Annotated in this window: 15 protein-coding genes; 10 read left to right on the top strand and 5 right to left on the bottom strand. The window is 63.3% G+C overall.

The window, feature by feature from the left end:
* The first annotated feature begins 47 nt into the window (after window positions 1-47).
* Entirely contained in the window at window positions 48-926 is an 879-nt protein-coding gene (purU, locus tag ACFTR6_RS18435) for a formyltetrahydrofolate deformylase (RefSeq protein ID WP_377958950.1), read from the top strand.
* 42 nt (window positions 927-968) lie between these two features.
* Entirely contained in the window at window positions 969-1,931 is a 963-nt protein-coding gene (locus tag ACFTR6_RS18430; RefSeq protein WP_377958949.1) for a VOC family protein, read from the top strand.
* A gap of 103 nt (window positions 1,932-2,034) precedes the next feature.
* Here the strand turns inward: ACFTR6_RS18430 and ACFTR6_RS18425 are convergent, their stop codons facing one another.
* Together ACFTR6_RS18425 and ACFTR6_RS18420 are read right to left on the bottom strand one after the other, a co-directional pair.
* Window positions 2,035-3,036: a sugar phosphate isomerase/epimerase family protein gene (locus tag ACFTR6_RS18425; protein ID WP_377958948.1), complete on the bottom strand. Its 1,002-nt coding sequence runs from the start codon at window positions 3,034-3,036 to the stop codon at window positions 2,035-2,037.
* Between the two features lie 46 nt (window positions 3,037-3,082).
* On the bottom strand, window positions 3,083-4,216 hold the full coding sequence (locus ACFTR6_RS18420; protein ID WP_377958947.1) for an FUSC family protein: 1,134 nt from the start codon (window positions 4,214-4,216) through the stop codon (window positions 3,083-3,085).
* Between the two features lie 156 nt (window positions 4,217-4,372).
* Between ACFTR6_RS18420 and ACFTR6_RS18415 the strand changes: the two genes are divergently transcribed.
* The 7 genes from ACFTR6_RS18415 to ACFTR6_RS18385 all read left to right on the top strand — a co-directional run bounded on the left by ACFTR6_RS18415 (window position 4,373) and on the right by ACFTR6_RS18385 (window position 12,372).
* Window positions 4,373-5,611, top strand: coding sequence for an ROK family transcriptional regulator (locus ACFTR6_RS18415; protein ID WP_377958946.1), 1,239 nt, complete (start codon window positions 4,373-4,375; stop codon window positions 5,609-5,611).
* A 113-nt stretch (window positions 5,612-5,724) separates the two neighbouring features.
* On the top strand, window positions 5,725-7,041 hold the full coding sequence (locus ACFTR6_RS18410) for an MFS transporter (protein ID WP_377958945.1): 1,317 nt from the start codon (window positions 5,725-5,727) through the stop codon (window positions 7,039-7,041).
* 229 nt (window positions 7,042-7,270) lie between these two features.
* On the top strand, window positions 7,271-7,738 hold the full coding sequence (locus ACFTR6_RS18405; RefSeq protein ID WP_377958944.1) for a DUF6379 domain-containing protein: 468 nt from the start codon (window positions 7,271-7,273) through the stop codon (window positions 7,736-7,738).
* A complete protein-coding gene (locus ACFTR6_RS18400) occupies window positions 7,738-8,859 on the top strand; it encodes a hypothetical protein (protein ID WP_377958943.1) in 1,122 nt (373 codons plus the stop codon). Before ACFTR6_RS18405 ends, ACFTR6_RS18400 begins: the two co-directional genes overlap by 1 nt.
* Window positions 8,856-10,052, top strand: a complete 1,197-nt coding sequence (locus tag ACFTR6_RS18395; RefSeq protein ID WP_377958942.1) for a lactonase family protein — start codon at window positions 8,856-8,858, stop codon at window positions 10,050-10,052. Before ACFTR6_RS18400 ends, ACFTR6_RS18395 begins: the two co-directional genes overlap by 4 nt.
* Before the next feature lie 81 nt (window positions 10,053-10,133).
* On the top strand, window positions 10,134-11,252 hold the full coding sequence (locus ACFTR6_RS18390; protein ID WP_377958941.1) for a Gfo/Idh/MocA family protein: 1,119 nt from the start codon (window positions 10,134-10,136) through the stop codon (window positions 11,250-11,252).
* Window positions 11,253-11,343: 91 nt separating this feature from the next.
* Window positions 11,344-12,372: an ROK family protein gene (locus ACFTR6_RS18385; RefSeq protein WP_377958940.1), complete on the top strand. Its 1,029-nt coding sequence runs from the start codon at window positions 11,344-11,346 to the stop codon at window positions 12,370-12,372.
* Window positions 12,373-12,558: 186 nt separating this feature from the next.
* On the opposite strand, the gene ACFTR6_RS18380 is transcribed toward ACFTR6_RS18385, so the two are convergent.
* The 3 genes from ACFTR6_RS18380 to ACFTR6_RS18370 form a co-directional block, all read right to left on the bottom strand.
* The gene (locus ACFTR6_RS18380) at window positions 12,559-13,389 is read right to left on the bottom strand and encodes a carbohydrate ABC transporter permease (RefSeq protein WP_377958939.1); all 831 of its coding nucleotides are present in this window, start codon (window positions 13,387-13,389) and stop codon (window positions 12,559-12,561) included.
* A gap of 3 nt (window positions 13,390-13,392) precedes the next feature.
* Window positions 13,393-14,214, bottom strand: a complete 822-nt coding sequence (locus ACFTR6_RS18375) for a carbohydrate ABC transporter permease (RefSeq protein ID WP_377958938.1) — start codon at window positions 14,212-14,214, stop codon at window positions 13,393-13,395.
* 154 nt (window positions 14,215-14,368) lie between these two features.
* Entirely contained in the window at window positions 14,369-15,637 is a 1,269-nt protein-coding gene (locus ACFTR6_RS18370; protein WP_377958937.1) for an ABC transporter substrate-binding protein, read from the bottom strand.
* 275 nt (window positions 15,638-15,912) lie between these two features.
* On the opposite strand from ACFTR6_RS18370, the gene ACFTR6_RS18365 reads away from it, so the two are divergent.
* Entirely contained in the window at window positions 15,913-16,617 is a 705-nt protein-coding gene (locus ACFTR6_RS18365; protein WP_377958936.1) for a GntR family transcriptional regulator, read from the top strand.
* The last annotated feature ends 319 nt before the right edge of the window (window positions 16,618-16,936 follow it).

Here is a 16,936-nt window from a genome sequence, read left to right as displayed (position 1 = left end):
GCGGGAATGAACGAGCGGGGTGCCTCCCCGTAAAGCAAAGGACAAAGATGACCGCCACACCCCATACGCCAAACGACATCGGCCGACTCCTGGTCCGGGGTCAGGACAGACCGCGCATTGTCTCGGCAGTGTCCACCCTGCTCTCAGACCTCGGGGCAAACATCATCTCGCTGGACCAGTACTCCACGGATCCTGAAAGTGGCCGCTTCTTCCAGCGCACGGAGTTCCACCTGCCAGACCTCGGAACGCGGATTGACGAGCTGCGCCTGGCGCTTGGGGACAATTTGGGGCCGCTGGACCTTGAGTGGGAACTGGTGGATGCGACCCGGCGGAAACGTGTCGCCATCTTCGTCTCAAAGATCGACCACTGCCTCCTGGACCTCCTCTGGCGTCACCGCCGCGGGGACTTCAACATTGACATCAGCATGGTGATTTCTAATCATCCGGATCTGGGCGAGGATGTCCGGCAGTTCAACATCCCGTACATCCATGTACCCGTCGCGAAGGACGACAAGGCCTCTGCCGAACGCCGACACCTCGAGCTTCTGAAGGGGAATGTCGATTTCATCGTGCTCGCACGGTACATGCAGATCCTGTCGTCCGATTTCCTGGACCAGGTCGGGGTGCCGGTCATCAACATCCACCACTCCTTCCTTCCCGCCTTCATCGGCGCCGGGCCCTACCAGAAGGCAAAGGAACGCGGTGTGAAACTCATCGGGGCAACGGCACACTATGTGACCGAAGACCTGGATGAGGGACCGATTATCGAACAGGACGTCGTCCGCGTGACCCACGCGAACACGGCGGCCGAGCTGATGCAGCGCGGCGCCGACGTCGAACGGCTGGTTCTGGCCAAGGCGGTGGCCTGGCACAGTGAAGACCGCATTCTTCGCGACGGCAACACCACCGTCATCTTCCGCAAGTAAAACTGCCAGCAACAAATAACTTCTAACGATAAGGAGACTGCAATGCCCCTCCGGCATGAGGTCGCACACCTGTCCCACCTGCACCTGAACACCCCCGTGCTGGAGCAGAGCGTCGAGTTCTTCGTGAACTACCTGGGAATGTCCCTCAACGGCGAACAGGACGGCAAGGTATTCCTGCGCACCTGGGACGAATACGAACACCACACAATTTCGCTGTCCCAGCACGAGACCTCGGGGATCCAGCGGACCCACCTGCGGGCATCAAGCCAGGAGGCCCTGAACGGAAGGGTGGCAGCAATCGAAGCGGCCGGCTACGGCATCGGCTGGGAAGACGGAGACCCCGGATACGGCCCGACCTACGTCTTCCGCGACCCAGACGGGCACGAGCTCGCGCTGTACTGGGAATCCGAAAAGTTCACAGCCCCCTCGGAGTCCAAGCCGTCCCTGAAAAACCAGGCCCAGGCATACCCGGGCCGCGGCGTGGGCGTGCGCCGGCTCGACCACATTAACTACCTTGGCGTTGACGTGGAAGCCAACCGCGACTTCCTCCGCGACATGCTCGGGGCCCTCGTGACCGAGCAGATTGTCCTGGACAACGGATCGGTCGCCGGCAGCTGGACCACCTTCACCAACAAGGGCTACGACGCGGTCTACACGCGTGACCGGACCGGAACTTCCGGGCGCCTGCACCACATTGCCTTCGCGACGGACACCCGGGCAGACATCCTGCGGGCGGCCGACATCGCCTTGGAACAGGGCGTCTTCATCGAAACCGGCCCGCACAAGCACGCCATCCAGCAGACCTTCTTCCTCTACGTCTACGAACCCGGCGGCAACCGCATCGAACTTTGCAACGCCGGCGCACGCCTGGTCCTCGACCCTGATTGGCAGACCGTCAACTGGACGGAGGAAGAACGAAAGAAGGGCCAGGCCTGGGGCCTGAAGACCATCGACTCGTTCCACACCCACGGGACCCCGCCGGTCGAGGCCGCGGTCGTCCACTAACCTGCCCGGCCAAGGAAACCAGAACCGCAACAACGAAAAGTCCCGCCGCTCTCAGCGGCGGGACTTTTCGTCGTCTTTCTCTCCAGGTGGTTACAGCACGGCTTCAGTTCTTGGTGCTGAAGGCGGCGTCGAAGCTGGTCTGGGAGGCGGGGAAGTCGAACTTTTTGAGTGCGGCGAGGGCTTCGGGGGCGCCATGGAGGCGGTCCATGCCGGCGTCTTCCCACTCGATCGAAATCGGGCCTGTGTAGCCGATCGCGGTGAGGGCGCGGAAGGAGGATTCCCAGGGGACGTCGCCGCGGCCGGCGGAGACGAAGTCCCAGCCGCGGCGGGGGTCGCCCCAGGGCAGGTGGGAGCCCAGGACGGTGTTCCGGCCGGTTTGGCGGAGCTTGGTGTCCTTGCAGTCGACGTGGTAGATCCGGTCTTTGAAGTCCCAGATGAAGGAGACGGGGTCGATGCCCTGCCACATGAAGTGGGAGGGGTCCCAGTTCAGCCCGAACGCTTCGCGGTGGCCGATCGCTTCGAGCGTGCGGACGGTGGTCCAGTAGTCGTAGGCGATCTCGGAGGGGTGGACTTCGTGGGCGAAGCGGACCCCGCATTCGTCGAAGACATCCAGGATGGGGTTCCAGCGGTCGGCGAAGTCCTGGTAGCCGGCGTCGATGACCTTTTCCGGAACGGGCGGGAACATCGCGACGTACTGCCAGATGGAGGAGCCGGTGAACCCGACCACGGTGTCCACACCCAGTGCTTTGGCCAGGCGTGCGGTGTGCTTCATTTCCTCGGCGGCGCGGGTGCGGACGCCTTCGGGGTTTCCGTCGCCCCAGACCCGGGTCCCGACGATCGCTTCGTGGCGGAAGTCGATCGGGTCATCGCACACGGCCTGGCCCTTGAGGTGGTTGGAGATGGCCCAGACCTTCAGGTTGTACTTGTCCAGGATCTCGAGTTTGGATTCGACGTAGCCGGGTTCGTCCCAGCGCCAGGCGTCCAGGTGGTCCCCAGAGACGGCGATTTCCAGGCCGTCGTAGCCCCAGCCGGAGGCCAGTTTGGCGACTTCCTCGAAGGGCAGGTCGGCCCACTGGCCGGTAAACAAGGTGTAGGGACGGGACATGTGGATCTCCTTCTGGGCGGACCTGCCGGAGGCAGGTGCTTCGGGCTTAGGCGGAACCATCGTTGGCCGCCGGTGTTTGGGGGGTTGGCATGGCGGTGGTGGCAGGTGTTGGCGTGCCGGAATGGAGACCGGTGCGGCGGGGAACCCGCAGGAGGAGGACCGCCGTCGCGACGGTGATGCCCAGTGCGGTCTCCAGGACCCGGTCCGCCAGAAGCCCTCCCACATCCGTGGGTGCAGCGAGGTGGCTAAGGATCAACGCTGCGGGGGTGATGCACGCTACGGCAACGCCGTAGTTCCTGGTGACGGTCAGTTCGATCAGGACCTGGAGCACGGCGACCGCGAGGACCAGCATCCAGGCCGGGGACAGCAGGCTGATAATGGCCGCGGCGATACCGATCCCCACAAGGGTGCCAAGGAGCCGAAGGGTGGCACGACCCAGCTGCGCTCCGAGGGTGGTGCCCATGAGGGGCACTGTCGCGGAGACTGCAGCCCAGTAGGGGTGTCCCAGCCCAAGTGCCGTCGCGGTGCCGCCGGCAACGAGCGGACCTATCGCGTACTGCAGCATCTGGGTGCGGGCGCCAGGGGCGCCAAAGATCTTCTTCAGGGGCGTCGGGAGCGGGGCAGCAACTGTCTGTGACCGGGCCCTTGGAAACAGCATCCCGGACTGTCCCACAACAGCGCCGAACACTGCCGCGAGTGCAGAGAGACAAAAGGCCACCAGCACCCCCGCCCAGTCATGCGGGATGAAGGATGTCGTTCCGGCAGCGAAGACGAGAAAAAGGGAGGGGACAGGCAGCCACCCGAATCGCCTGGTCATCAGGTAGCCGGCCAAAGACAGAAGGCTCATCAGGACAACGGACCAGGCAGAAGCGGGACCTGCAACGCCCACGACCGCGCCCACTGTCACCGCTGCGGTCAACGCAGCACCGGCCCCAAGCTGCGCCCGCAACCGGTCGCGCGCCACATAGTTCTTGCCGTAAACGGAACTTAGCGCTCCGAAGACGGCATGGCTGGTCAGCTCGGGATGGCCCAGCGCCAGCAGCACCGACAGCGGTGCGGTGACAGCGACACTGACACGAAGTGCGTTCCAGCGGCCGCCGGTATCCGGCGCGAAAGTCGCGATCTCTTCCCACCAGCCGCGCACCAGACCGTGGGGACGAGCTGAATCTGTGCCGGACATGATGGCTCCGCGGTCAGGGACGGGATAGGAAACGGGGATTAGACGTCAGGTCGACTGGGAATCTGCAGCAGCGCCTTCCCACAATCTACAAAAAAGAAACATTCGAAGCAAGAGCGACGCCTTGATCGTTCAATTTTTGAAGAGTAGGCTGGCGGGGTGAGCAAGCAGTCAGGGACCCGGGCAGAACAGACGAAAGCGGCGCGCGCCAGGACCTCGGGGGTGCGCCGCGGCAATACGCTCAAGGTACTCGAGGCGCTGAGGAAGGATGGACCTACATCCCAGGCCGCCCTGGCCAGAAGCGTTGAGCTCTCTCCTGCGACGGTAAACAACATTGTCAAAGCCCTCAGGGACGAGGGTGCCGTTGAACTGCAGCCGCTAAACGGCCGGGAATCCCTCGTGGCACTGGTGCCCACGCAGGGCGCAGTGGTTTCCATTCAGGTCAACGTGACGTCCCTTCACGGCGCCTTGTTCGATTTTGGCCGCGGCGACCGGTACGACGCGGAGGTGACGTTCGAGGAAGATTCCGAAGCCGAGGGCGGGAACCCCGAAATCGCGCTGGAAATGATCCATAAACTGGCGGCAATCGCCGGCCTGGAAGTCCGCGATCTTGCGGGCGTCGCGGTGGGCATGCAGGCACCGATCGCGAGACCCTCCGGCAAGATCGCCTCCTGGGCGCGCCTCCAGCTTCCGTCCTGGCAGGACATCGTCATCGAGGAGGCCCTTGCAGGGGAACTTGGGGTTCCGGTCGTCGTGGAGAACGACGCCAACCTCGCGGCCCTCGCAGAATGGACCTGGGGAGCAGGGCGTGGCATGGATGACTTCCTGTATGTCGCCTGCGGCTCGAGGATCGGCGGCGGCTTCGTGATCAACGGCAAGATCTATTACGGCGGTGACGGGATGGCCGGCGAAATCGGGCACATGATGCTCGAACCCAACGGGCCCGTCTGCTTCTGCGGAAGCCGCGGCTGCCTCACCACGGTGACGTCCGAGAGGTCCATTCTCAGCGCACTGAGGGCTTCAGGTGGCACGCAACGCAACCTGGCTGAGGTCATTGAGGCCGCCAAGGAAGGAGACCCTGCGTGCCAGCGGGTCCTCTACGAGACCGGCCGGCACCTGGGCCGCGCACTTGCCAGTACGGCCAAGGTGATGGCGCCCAGCATGATCGTCATTGGAGGACTGCTGGGCCGGAGCGGGTCACTCGTGTTCAAAAGCCTCCTGTCGTCAGCGGAAGTCAACAGCCTGAAAGCGGTCTCCCCATCCATCCGCTTCCGCGCCGCTGAAGTCAACGCTGACGCCACCCTCCTTGGTGGTGTGGCTGCCGTCCTGGAACACACGGGACAAGGCGCCAGCGACCTATCGGCATGGATGCAAGCAGCTCAACCATTCAGAAAATGAATGGTTGAAAACTTTTTCCTTGACATAAATCACTAAACTTGTACGCTTGACGCCCCACTGGATAAAGACCATTCAAGGAATGAATGGTCTTCCGCTCAAGCAAAGGAATCTCAATGATGAGAAGTCATCCCACGGGCCACGACGCCCCGGTTATGACAGCCGCTTCGTCCACCCTTCCCGGTGATGCCTCCGTCAGCACCAACAAAACCGTCTTTCCCCGACTGACCGCAATGATGCTGCTGGAGTTCGTTGTTTTCGGCTCCTGGTTTGCCACCCTTGGCCTTGTCCTGGCAACCAACGGTCTGCCGGCAATCATCGCCAACGCATACCTGCTGGCCGCAGTCGCTGCCATTGTCTCCCCCATGTTCCTGGGCGCACTCGGTGACCGGTTCATGTCCTCCCAGAAGGTACTCGGAGTCGCCCACTTCGCCGGCGGCGCACTGATGCTCTTCCTTCCCGGAGCCGTGCAGGCCGGCAACGGCAACCTCGTCCTGGTTCTGGTCTTCGCCTACATGCTCTTCTTCATGCCCACCCTTGGCCTGAGCAACTCGATCGCGTTCCGCCACCTGGGAAACCGCCAGGACCTGTTCCCCTACATCCGGGTCTTCGGCACCCTCGGCTGGGTCATCGCCGGTCTGTTCGTCGGCGCACTGGGCCTGTCCGCATCACCCTCGATCTTCTACGTCACGGCAGTGGCCAGCTTCGCATTCGGCCTCTACGCCTTCACCCTGCCCGCCACCCCGCCGCCAGCCAAGGGCGTAAAGTTCTCCATCGGCGACGTCATCGGCGCCAAGGCCTTCCAGCTGCTCCGCCACAGGAACTTCGTCGTGTTCATGATCTGCGCCACCCTCACCTCCATCGGCCTGGCAATCTACAACGCCTTCTCGTCCCCCTACCTGGGTGCCCTTGGCATTGAGAACGTTGCAGGCGTCCTGGCGATCGGGCAGGCCTCGGAAGTTCTCTTCATCATGACCATCCCGTGGGTGCTGAAGAAGATCGGCATGAAATGGGCCCTCCTGGCCGGCATGTTCATGTGGGGCGTCCGCTTCGCCCTGTTCATCGCCGCCGCCGGTGACCAGCACTGGCTGGCCATCCTCGCGATCGCCCTCCACGGCATCTGCAGCGACTTCTTCCTCGTCGTCGGCGCCATGTACATCGATCAGGTATCACCCGTTGAACTGACCGCGCAGGCACAGAGCATGCTGATCCTCGTCATTTCAGGCCTCGGTGCTGTCATCGGCACGTTCCTGTCCGGCCAGATTTTTGGCTCCACCGTCGCGGCAAACCCAACAGCCGGGCCCGAGGCATGGGCTCCCTTGTGGCTCCTGCCGGTAGGAACCGCCATCCTCACGGCCATCATCTGGATCGCCTTCTTCCGCCACTCCCGCCACCAGGACGTCAAGCGGTTCGAAGCCGCGCCCGCCATCTGACCATGGTCGCGTGATGGAGGGGAGCGGCCGGCTTCGGGGTTTCACCGCAGTGCGCCGCCCGCTCCCCGCCCCGTCACCCTGAAGTCTTCCTTCCAGGGACCAGGACCAAAAACCCGCCGTTTACGAGGACCGGGGCCTTCGGGGTCCTGTCCACCCGCCGACTGCAGCAACAAGCCCCGTGCAGCGGAAAAGATGAAGCCCCTTAACACCCACGATTGGCATGTAGGAAATGTTTGAGAACTTTTTGATCCGGTCCGACAGTTTGAAGAACGAAGTGAACGACGGGGAAGTCACCGGTTTTTCCCTTGCCGTCCGTCACGCGAACTACCGCGGCGTGTACCTGTCGCTGCACAACGGCTACTACCTTGAAGTCGACGGGACCGAGTACCCGACCGAGGTCCAACGCTTCGAAATTAACGGCAAACCTCCGCGCACGTTTGACGAAATTCGAACAGCAGTACATGAACACTGGGATTACGACGATGAAGCCATCCTGCACGTCACCGCTCCAGGAGGTCTGGCCGCAGGGAACCACACCGTCCGATTCCAGCAGTCCGTGCTGGCAGCCTACGGCTATCTCCCCACAGACGAGGAATGGGTGAAAAACCCGCCCAAGCCGGGTACCGGTGCAGGGTCGGATAAGGCCCCGCAGATCGTCACCTACAAACTGACCCTGAACGAGCAGGAGGAAAACTGATGGCCATCAAGCGTGGCGTGTCCCTGTACAGCTACCAGCAGACCCAGTTCTTCAAGGAACTGGACCTGGAAGGCCAGCTCCGCGAAGTCGGGCAGAACCTCGGCGCTGACGGCATCGAAATCATCGACGAAATGTCGCTGCGCTACCCCGACCCGGGGGAGGACTTCATCCGCCAGTGGTTCACGTGGATGGAGGACTTCGGCACCACCCCCGTAGCCATGGACGTCGGCATGGACGTGCTGCAGTTCCGCGATCACGTCATGACGATCGAGGAATGCGCCGAACGGTTGCGTCATGACCTCCGGCTCGCGAAGAAACTTGGCTTCAGCAACGTCCGTGTCCTGTCCGTGGTGCCGGTGTCCGTCCTGATTTCCGCCCTGCCCCTGGCGGAGGAACTGGACATCCGCCTTGGCAAGGAAATTCACCAGCCCATGACCCTCGAAGGGCAGCAGGTCAATGAGATCCTTGACGTCATCGACCTGACGAACACCAAACACCTGGGCATCGTGCCTGACCTGGGCATCTTCCAGTTCCGGCCCTCCGAGGTCCAGCTCGCGTCCTTCCAGCGCCGCGGAGCCCAGGAAGCCGCCTGCGACGCCTCGGTCGAGCTCGCCGTGCGCCTGCAGCGCGGTGAAGCGCCCTTCGGTTATGTCGATCTTGCCAATGACACTGCCGGCAACCTGCGCTCCGAGTTCAACCGGTACCTGAAATCGGGGAGCTGCAAGGAGGACTTCCTTCAGGCGTTCCGCGGGGTCAAACAGTTCACCGACGCGAACGTCCAGGACCCCCGCGATCTGGACTATGTGGTGGTCGCCGAAGCCCTGACCCTCTCGCACACGAAGGCCGACACTCTCCGGCACCTCGCCCCGCACATCACGCACGTGCACGGAAAGTTCAACAACATGTCCCCGGTACCGGGCAAGCCCGGGCAGTTCCAGGAAATCGCCATCGACTACGACGCGGCAATCAACGCCCTGAAAGAAGGCGGCTTCGACGGGTACATCAACTCCGAATACGAGGGACAGCGCTACTTCCAGGACCTCGCCAAAGAAGACCTGATGAGCGAAGTCGACCAGGTCCGCCGACACCAGGAAATGCTGCAAAGGCTGATCGCATCATGAGCGGACGCGCACCAGGCCTCATCGCCTTCATCGGAACCTACACCGGCGCTTCCAGCCCCGGCAGCGGCGGGATCCACATCCTGGAGGTCAGCAAGGACGGGCGCGAACTCACCCAAGCAGGCCACACCGCAGCGCCCGCCGAAGCCGGATACCTGGCCTACGCAGCCTCCACCGGCACGCTGTATGCCGTCGATGAACGGAAAACGGACGGCAGGGGACCCGTACAGGCCCCTGCCGCCGTGCACGCCTTCGCGGTGAACAGGCAGGACGGGAGCCTCACACCGCTGAACTCACGCCCCGCCCCGGGCCCCTTCCCGACGTTCCTGTCGGTGAGCGATGACCAGCGGCGCCTCGTCACGGCCAATCACGGCAGTTTCGATCATGTCGAGCGGGCCGTCAAAGGACCCGACGGCGAATGGACCGTGGAATACGTTTACGACGATTCCGCCGTCCTGGTCTATGACCTGGAACCGGACGGACGCATCGGCCCGCTCAGCGACGTCAAGGTCATGGAAGGTCACGGGAAGGACCCCAACTTCTCGCCACAGGCCGGCGGCCACGCCCAGGCCAGCCCGCACGCGCATTGTGCCGTCATCGACCCTTCCGGCCATTTCGTGTTGGTGGCGGACAAGGGCACCGACCGCATCTTCGTTTACAGGCTCGGGGCGACCCTGGAACCGGCGTTCACCTACCAGTTCCCCGAAGAGACCGGCCCCCGGCACATATCCTTCGACCCCGCTACAGGGAACGCATTCGTAACGCTGGAGTTCGCCTCGGAACTGGCCTCCATGGCCTTCGGCGACCAGTCGGGAGAGCTCCGGCTCCTCGACCGGGTCGGCACCACGGACGGTCATGAAGGCCTGAACGAGCCTGCGGAAGTCCGCGTCCACCCGAATGGCCGTTTTGTGTACGTCAACAACCGGGGCGAAGACACACTGGCATGGTTTGGCACCGACGAAAACGGCAAGCTCACCAGGCTGGGGCATGTGTCCCTGGCGCCTTCACTGCACCCAGGTGTAGCGGCCCGGAACTTCACCATCGATCCTTCCGGGTCCTTCATGCTCGTCGCCGACCGACCGGCTGGCCTGGTCCGCTCTTACGGGCTCGACAACGACACAGGGGCCCTGACTCCGCTGACGGACATCGCAGTCCCCGAACCGGCCTTCGTCCAGTTTGTCGCGCTTGACGGCTGAACCTGCCTGAACACACAGCACAACCAGTACCAAAACCCTGCTCATCCACAGAGATGACCCCGGACCACGGAAAGCCACACCATGAACCACAGTCCTGCACCCAGAGTCGCCATCCTCGGCACCGGCATGATCGGCGCCGTCCACCGGCGCGCCGCGCTCCTTGCAGGAGGACAGCTTGCCGGCGTCATGGCCTCCACACCCGAACGCTCCGTGGAGGCTGCAGCGGCGTGGGGAACCGAACCCATCCGCTCCCTGGCGGATTTGGAGCAGCTGCGGCCCGATGTTGTCCATGTGTGCAGTCCCAACGGCCTGCACGTTGAGCACGTCGAGGCGGCCATCGCGGCCGGTGCGCACGTGATCTGTGAGAAGCCGTTGTCCGTGGACAGCGACCAGGCAGAGCGGCTCGTCAAGCTTGCGGCCGGTGCCGGCCGCACAGCCACCGTCCCTTTTGTGTACCGCTTTCATCCCCTGGTCCGGGAGATCCGGTCCAGGGCCGCTGCCGGGGAATTCGGCACCTGGCAGCTTTTGCACGGCAGTTACCTGCAGGACTGGCTGCTGTCCCCTGAGTCAACCAGCTGGCGGGTGGATTCCAAGGCCGGGGGGCCGTCCCGCACATTCGCCGATATCGGTTCCCATTGGTGTGACCTGATGGAATTCGTCACCGGTGAGCGCATAGCCTCGGTCTTCGCCGAGATGACCATTTCCGTCCCCGAACGCCCGGGTCCCCGCGGCAGTGACGGGATGACGCAGCTGACGAAAGTGGACACCGAAGATGCCGCGAGCGTCATCTTCCGGACCGCTTCCGGCGTCCTGGGCACGGTCACTGTTTCCCAGGTTTCGGCGGGCCGGAAGAACCGGCTCTGGTTCGAATTCGATGGCGCTCTCAAGTCCGCCGTCTTTGACCAGGAGAACCCGGAAACTGTATGGCTTGGAAGCCAGGGGCCGGCGGAAGTCGTGCATCGGGACCCCTCCCTGGGATCGACCGAGCAGCGGCGCCTTTCCAGCCTTCCCGCAGGACACGCACAGGGCTATGCGCAGTGCTTCGAGAATTTTGTCGAGGACACCTATGCGGCAGTCCGCGGTGAAACCCGCGATGGGTTGCCCACCTTCGCCGACGGGCTCCACTCTGCCCGCATCGTTGACGCGGTTGTAAGCTCTGCGAGGTCGGGCCAGTGGGTCCACCTCGACCAGCAGCGGTGAGCCTTGTCCAGCCATGCACGCACGTTCCCCGGCGGTGACCTCCGGTAAAGGCCGGCCACCCCGGACCGTTGATTACGCAGGTGTCTGGGAAGTGCTCGAGCTCCTGAAAGACGGCCGGCCGCGGACGCGCAGCGACATCGCTCTTGAGCTGGGTATTGCCCGGTCCACCCTGAACTCCCGGCTCGACGCCCTGTCGGCAACGCGCCTTGTCGTGCCGGGCCGGGAGGCAGCGTCCAGTGGCGGACGCCCGCCGTCGACTGTCGTCTTCAACCCTGGCGCACGGCTTTCCCTGGCAGTGCATATTTCTCCTACCCAGGTCAGGATGGCGCTCATCGACCTGGGCGGCACGATCCGGCTGCTCCGTTCTCTTGAGGTCGGGCCGGAACAGCTGCCGCAGGAGACGCTGGCGGCTGTGCTTACGTCCGGTTCGGAGATGATGGCCAGCATCGAGCGGGGCTCTGAAGAATTGGCCGGAATCGGTATCGGGCTCAGCGCAATTATCGATGGCACCGGCAAGCCTCTGCGATCCCGGCAGTTGCCGGCGTGGGCGGGTTTTGACATCACCGGATTCATTGCGGAATCAATGGCGGTGCCGGTCGTGGTGGAAAGCGACGTCAATCTGCACGCAGTCCACGAGCGGATGGCCCGCTGGCCCGGCCACGCCAACCTTCTCTATGTCCACCTTGGTTGCTGCCCCAGCGCGGCAATTTTCAGTGGGGGTCAACTGCAGAGGGGTTCCACAGGCGCCGCTGGCATTTTGGCCCCCTCCGAAAGCGAGGGGGACATTTTGTGCCGATGCGGTTCACCGACACTCGTCCTCACCACGGGGACGCCGGACGCGGCATCTGCCCGCGAGGCCGGTCGCCGCCTCGGGAGAGCTTTGGCCGGGGCCGTAACTCTTCTGAATCCCTCGGTGATCGTTGTCGGCGGGCAGCCTCGGGAGCCCGGGTACCTTCTGGCTGGCATACGTGAGTCCATCTTTGGCCAGTGCGCGCCCATGGCTACCAGCAGCCTGACAATCAGCCTCGCTGACGGTGGGGAAGACGCCCTCTTCCGCGGACTCAGCTGCCTTCTGACCCACCGCGTCCTGGCCAAAGAAGCGGTCGGATCGCTTTTGTAGCATGCCACCGCTGGGCAGCCGGCCTGTCCTGACATACCGGGGACGGACCGTGCGGGCCGGGCACTTTAAAGCTCAGGTCCACAGCCATTCCGCTGAGCATCAACATGGGAAGCGAAAAGCACCACAGCCTGCCCTGAGGGGAAGACTGTGGTGCTTTTCGGGTTTTGCCGAGGTGGGGCGGTGGGCCTACTTGATGCCGCCGGTGAAGCCGCTGATCAGTTGGCGCTGGGCGAAGACGTAGAACGCCAGGACCGGGACAATGCAGATGGCTACTGCCGCGAAGATGAGGTTCCACTGGGAGATGTATTCGCCGACGAACGAATAGACCGCCACGGGCAATGTCTGCAGCTGGCTTCCGGAGAGGAAGATCAGCTGGACGAAGAAGTCGTTCCAGACCATGACGCCGGTGAGGACCGCGACGGTTGCCGTGATGGGACGCAGCAGGGGAAAGACGATCTTTCTGAACGTTTGCAGCCGCGAGGCGCCGTCCACGAAGGCCGCTTCTTCATAGTCCTTGGGCAGGGTACGGACGAAGCCTGTGTAGAGGAAGACCGTCAGGGGCATGAGCAGCCCGGTGTACAGCAGAATCATGCCCGGATAAGTACCGGCGAGGTTCAGCTCACGCAGCACGGCATACGCCGGGACGATGCCGAGCTGGAAGGGCAGGATGATTCCGACGACGAACAGGCCATACAGGCCCGCTCCCATCCGTCCGCCCCGGCGTGCGACGACGTAGGCGCAGATCGAGCCGATGGCGATCAGCGCCAGCACGCTGCCGAGGGTGATGACAAGGCTGTTGACCAGGGCCTCTCCGAGGCTGACGCCGGCGCTGCCTTTCCAGGCTTGGGGGAAGGTGGAGGTGTCAAGCCTGGTGGGCATTCCTGTGGGGTTGAGCAGCATCTCGTCTGAGGGCTTCAGGGAGATCGTGACCAGGAGGAAGAAGGGAATGGCCCAGATGGCCCCCACGGCCAGGAGCAACAGTTCGCGGCCGAAGGTTCGGCGGGTGTAGGGGAACATCGGTTAGATTCTCTTTTCTTGGGCGCGCAGAACAACCAGCTGCATGATCGAGACAAAAGCGACAAGGGCCGTCAGCACGAGGGCAAGGGCTGCACCGTAGCCGAACCGGCCTGCGACAAAGGTTTGGGCGTAGATCTGGGTCGCGAGTGTTTCGGATGCCTGGGCGGGTCCGCCGCCAGTCAGGGCCAGAACCTGGTCGAAGACCCGAAGGCTGAACACGGTCGTGATGGTCACGCTGGCGGTTACCGCGGGGGCCAGCAGAGGCAGTGTGATAGACCGGAGCCGGCGCAGGGTTGAGGCGCCGTCAACTGATGCGGCCTCTTCGACTTCAGCAGGGATGCTCTGCAGCCCTGCGAGGTAGAAGGCCATGGCCAGGCCGGAATACTGCCAGACAAGAACGACGAGGATGGTCCATTTAGACCAGGTGGGATCGGCCAGCCACGGGCGCGCCCATGATTCCAGTCCGACCGCTTCCAGCAGCTTGTTCAGGGGACCTTGTGCATCGAAGATGAACTGCCAGATGTAGGAAACCGCCAGAGGGCTCAGCACCACGGGTGCGAAGAAGATGCCGCGCAGCCAGTTTCTGGAGCGTATGGTCCGGTGGAGGCCCATCGCCAGGGCCATTCCGAAGATGTTGGACAGCACCACGGCGACGAAGGACAGCAGGATCGTGTTGATGACTGAGCCCAGTGCTTCGGTGCTTTGGAAGATTTCCTTGAAATTGTCCAGGCCGATCCAGGTGGGGGTGTCGGTGCCGTTCCAGTCGGTGAAGGCATAGATGGCGCCGGCGCCGACCGCCAAGAAGTGGACAGCAAGGGCGATCACGACTCCAGGGACCGCCCACAGCAAGGGAACCGTTAGCCGGCTGCGGCCACTCTTGCGGGTGCGTGGTTTCCCGGGTGCCCCCGGGCTGAGGGCATCGCCCTCCGCCCGGGCCCCGGAGCGCCGCGTGGCTACTCGTTCGTCGACATTCATTGTTCTACTTGCCCCAGGCAGCATCGACGGTCTTCAAAGCGTCGGGGATGGACGCCTGGCCGTTCATCGATGAGATGACGGCGGTGCTGAGCGTGTTCAGTGCGCCGCCGCCCGCCCAGGTGTCGTGGGACCGGGGGATCGTCTGGCCCTTGGTGATGTACGGTTCGAAGCCCTTCAGGCTCTGGGGGAGTTTCGCGTTCTTGGCATCAGCGAGGGTGACGGTGCCGCTAAGCTCGGCGCGTGTGGCCGCGCCCTGGCCTGCAACGAACTTCACGAATTCCAGTGCCGCGGCTTTGTTCTTGGTTTTGGCCGAGACCGCCAGGCCGTCCTGGTATCCGATGGGTGCCCGTGTCTGGTCCTTCGTGTCACCCGGGAAGGGAACCATCGCCCAGTCCTTCGGGCTGCCGTTGGCCACGGAGCCAAGCGCCCCGGACGGCACAATGGTCATGAGCGTCTGCCCGGCGGTCATGGGCTGGAATGACTGCGGGGTGCTCGCAGACTCCGCCCCTGGCTGGAAGCACTGGGCGTCACGCATCTGCTGGAACCGCTTCAGCGTTTCCTGCCATTCCGGGGTGCCGGCGAAAGTGACCTTGTTCGCGGTCCGCTGGGCGTTCCAGTCCGGTGTCTTGCTGTACACGAGGCTGGCCGCGACGATCTCGGCGGCGAATCCCGCAGACTGGCCGGCCAGGGCGATGCCGTATTTGTCCTGCGCGCGGGCTGTCTTGCAAATATTCAGGACATCGGAGAACGTCTCGGGCGCCTTGACGCCCAAGGCAGTCAGGTTTGCGGGCTTGAACAGGATTCCGTGAGGAGCGGCGTCCATGACCATGCCGTAGACCTTGCCGTCGACCTTGTACATGTCCGCGGCTTCCGCAGGGATGCTGGACGCCCATGACTGATCGGACAGATCCAGCAGCTTGCCCGACTTGGCCAAGGGGATCAGCGACTCGGTGGCACCGGTACCGCCGTTGCCGTAAAAGACATCCGGTGCGTTGCCGCCCTGGATTTGTGTAATCAGAGTCTGTCCGTATGTGGGTCCGGCGGGGGAGTACTGGACCTGTACATCAATGTCCGGGTGGGCTTCTTTAAAAGACTTGATCACCGGGTCCATCGAAGCCTGCAAACCGGTGTGGCCGAGGAAGCGGAGCGTTCCGCCGCTGGAGTTATTGGTGCCGGCAGAGCCTGAGGAGCAAGCGGCGAGAGCGGGGACCAGACAGGCCCCGGCGATGGCAGCCATCCACCGGTGGCGTTTCTTGATCGACGACATTGTCATTCCTCCTTGGGCCAGAGCGCCCTGGTTGATGCGGCGGGCGAGCACGTTGCTCCTTTGCCGTCTTGCTGCGGCTAGCCGCATCCCAATGTTAGGCTCGTCACCTATTATTGGCAACAATTTAGTTGCCATGAATGTCAATCTTTCTGTAGTTTCATTCTCAGCCCCAGTACGTGACAAAGATCTGGGAAAGCATCTGGGCGAGCTTGCCAGCCCGGATCGCTTACACTATTGGCAACATTTAAAGTCAATGACGACTGGGCCTGAGGGAGGCACTGATGCAAGGTGAGGGACAGAACGTCCTGTCAGGAGCTGCCGCGACGGAGCTGGTAGTGGACGGAGTACGACGTGCGATCCTTGGCGGAGAAATGTCGCCCGGACAGCGCCTGGTCGAAGCAGAGCTCATGGAAATGTTCGGGGTCACCCGGGGCAGCGTGCGCTCGGCGATCGATGATCTGACGGGCGATGGCCTCGTCGAGAAGATTCCCAATCGGGGCGCGCGCGTCCGTCGTGTTTCCCTGGACGAGGCCATCGCAATCCTGGAGTGCCGTGGTGTCCTGGAGGGGCTGATCGCCGCCCGGGCTGCGGAGCGCGTGACTGCCGAACAAGCGGAGCGCCTTAACCGCATTGGGACCCAGATGCAAGAAGCGGTGGCAGGGGCTGAGCTGCGGACGTACGCCCGGCTCAATTCGCAGCTGCATGAGCTGGTCGCTGAGATCGGAGCCCAGGAAATAGCGACGGCCTTGATCCTGAAACTGCGCTCCCAAATCGTCCGTCATCAGTTTCAGCTGTCCCAGCGTCCCGGGCGGCCGCAGGTTTCTTTAGGCCAGCACCTGGCCATCATCGAGGCTGTTACATCCAAGGACCCGCAGATGGCCGAGCAGGCTGCCCGCCGCCACGTGCAAAGCGTCATCGAGACACTCCTGGAAATCAAAGAAGAAGAGCGGGAAGCGGCGCCGCAGCGCCAGCCCATCGCCGTCTAAGCCCCCTTCGTTCCGCACATTGCAGCTGCAGCCCGGGGCTATAGCTGCAATGGCGTTTTAAGGCGCTTTCAAGCCGCCGTCGAGAGCCGCACGGCCGGGTCTGTACACCCCGGGCCGGCCCGGCGCCGGATGGGGGAGAGATCGACCCGGCCGTGCCCTTTGGCTGCATCTTCTCCAGGAGAGCGGCGTCGATGGCAGAGGGTGCGCGGCCTGCTGGAGTTCGCACGTGAACCAGCGGCCAAGGAACTGTTCATATTTTGAATAGTTTGGGAATATTTTCTTGACATAAATCACTAAACTTGTACGCTTGTCTCCCCTC

Origin of the sequence: Arthrobacter sp. NPDC057009 (assembly GCF_042673905.1) — a bacterium.
Lineage (GTDB): Bacteria > Actinomycetota > Actinomycetes > Actinomycetales > Micrococcaceae > Arthrobacter.
The sequence above is the reverse complement of the archived record's forward strand: the minus strand, read 5'-3'. Positions and strand labels throughout refer to the sequence as shown.

Coding starts and splice junctions, on each gene's coding strand:
- purU (WP_377958950.1), top strand. CDS start 48: ATGACCGCCACACCCCATACGCCAAACGACATCGGCCGACTCCTGGTC.
- ACFTR6_RS18430 (WP_377958949.1), top strand. CDS start 969: ATGCCCCTCCGGCATGAGGTCGCACACCTGTCCCACCTGCACCTGAAC.
- ACFTR6_RS18425 (WP_377958948.1), bottom strand. CDS start 3,036: ATGTCCCGTCCCTACACCTTGTTTACCGGCCAGTGGGCCGACCTGCCC.
- ACFTR6_RS18420 (WP_377958947.1), bottom strand. CDS start 4,216: ATGTCCGGCACAGATTCAGCTCGTCCCCACGGTCTGGTGCGCGGCTGG.
- ACFTR6_RS18410 (WP_377958945.1), top strand. CDS start 5,725: ATGATGAGAAGTCATCCCACGGGCCACGACGCCCCGGTTATGACAGCC.
- ACFTR6_RS18405 (WP_377958944.1), top strand. CDS start 7,271: ATGTTTGAGAACTTTTTGATCCGGTCCGACAGTTTGAAGAACGAAGTG.
- ACFTR6_RS18400 (WP_377958943.1), top strand. CDS start 7,738: ATGGCCATCAAGCGTGGCGTGTCCCTGTACAGCTACCAGCAGACCCAG.
- ACFTR6_RS18395 (WP_377958942.1), top strand. CDS start 8,856: ATGAGCGGACGCGCACCAGGCCTCATCGCCTTCATCGGAACCTACACC.
- ACFTR6_RS18390 (WP_377958941.1), top strand. CDS start 10,134: ATGAACCACAGTCCTGCACCCAGAGTCGCCATCCTCGGCACCGGCATG.
- ACFTR6_RS18380 (WP_377958939.1), bottom strand. CDS start 13,389: ATGTTCCCCTACACCCGCCGAACCTTCGGCCGCGAACTGTTGCTCCTG.
- ACFTR6_RS18370 (WP_377958937.1), bottom strand. CDS start 15,637: ATGACAATGTCGTCGATCAAGAAACGCCACCGGTGGATGGCTGCCATC.
- ACFTR6_RS18365 (WP_377958936.1), top strand. CDS start 15,913: ATGCAAGGTGAGGGACAGAACGTCCTGTCAGGAGCTGCCGCGACGGAG.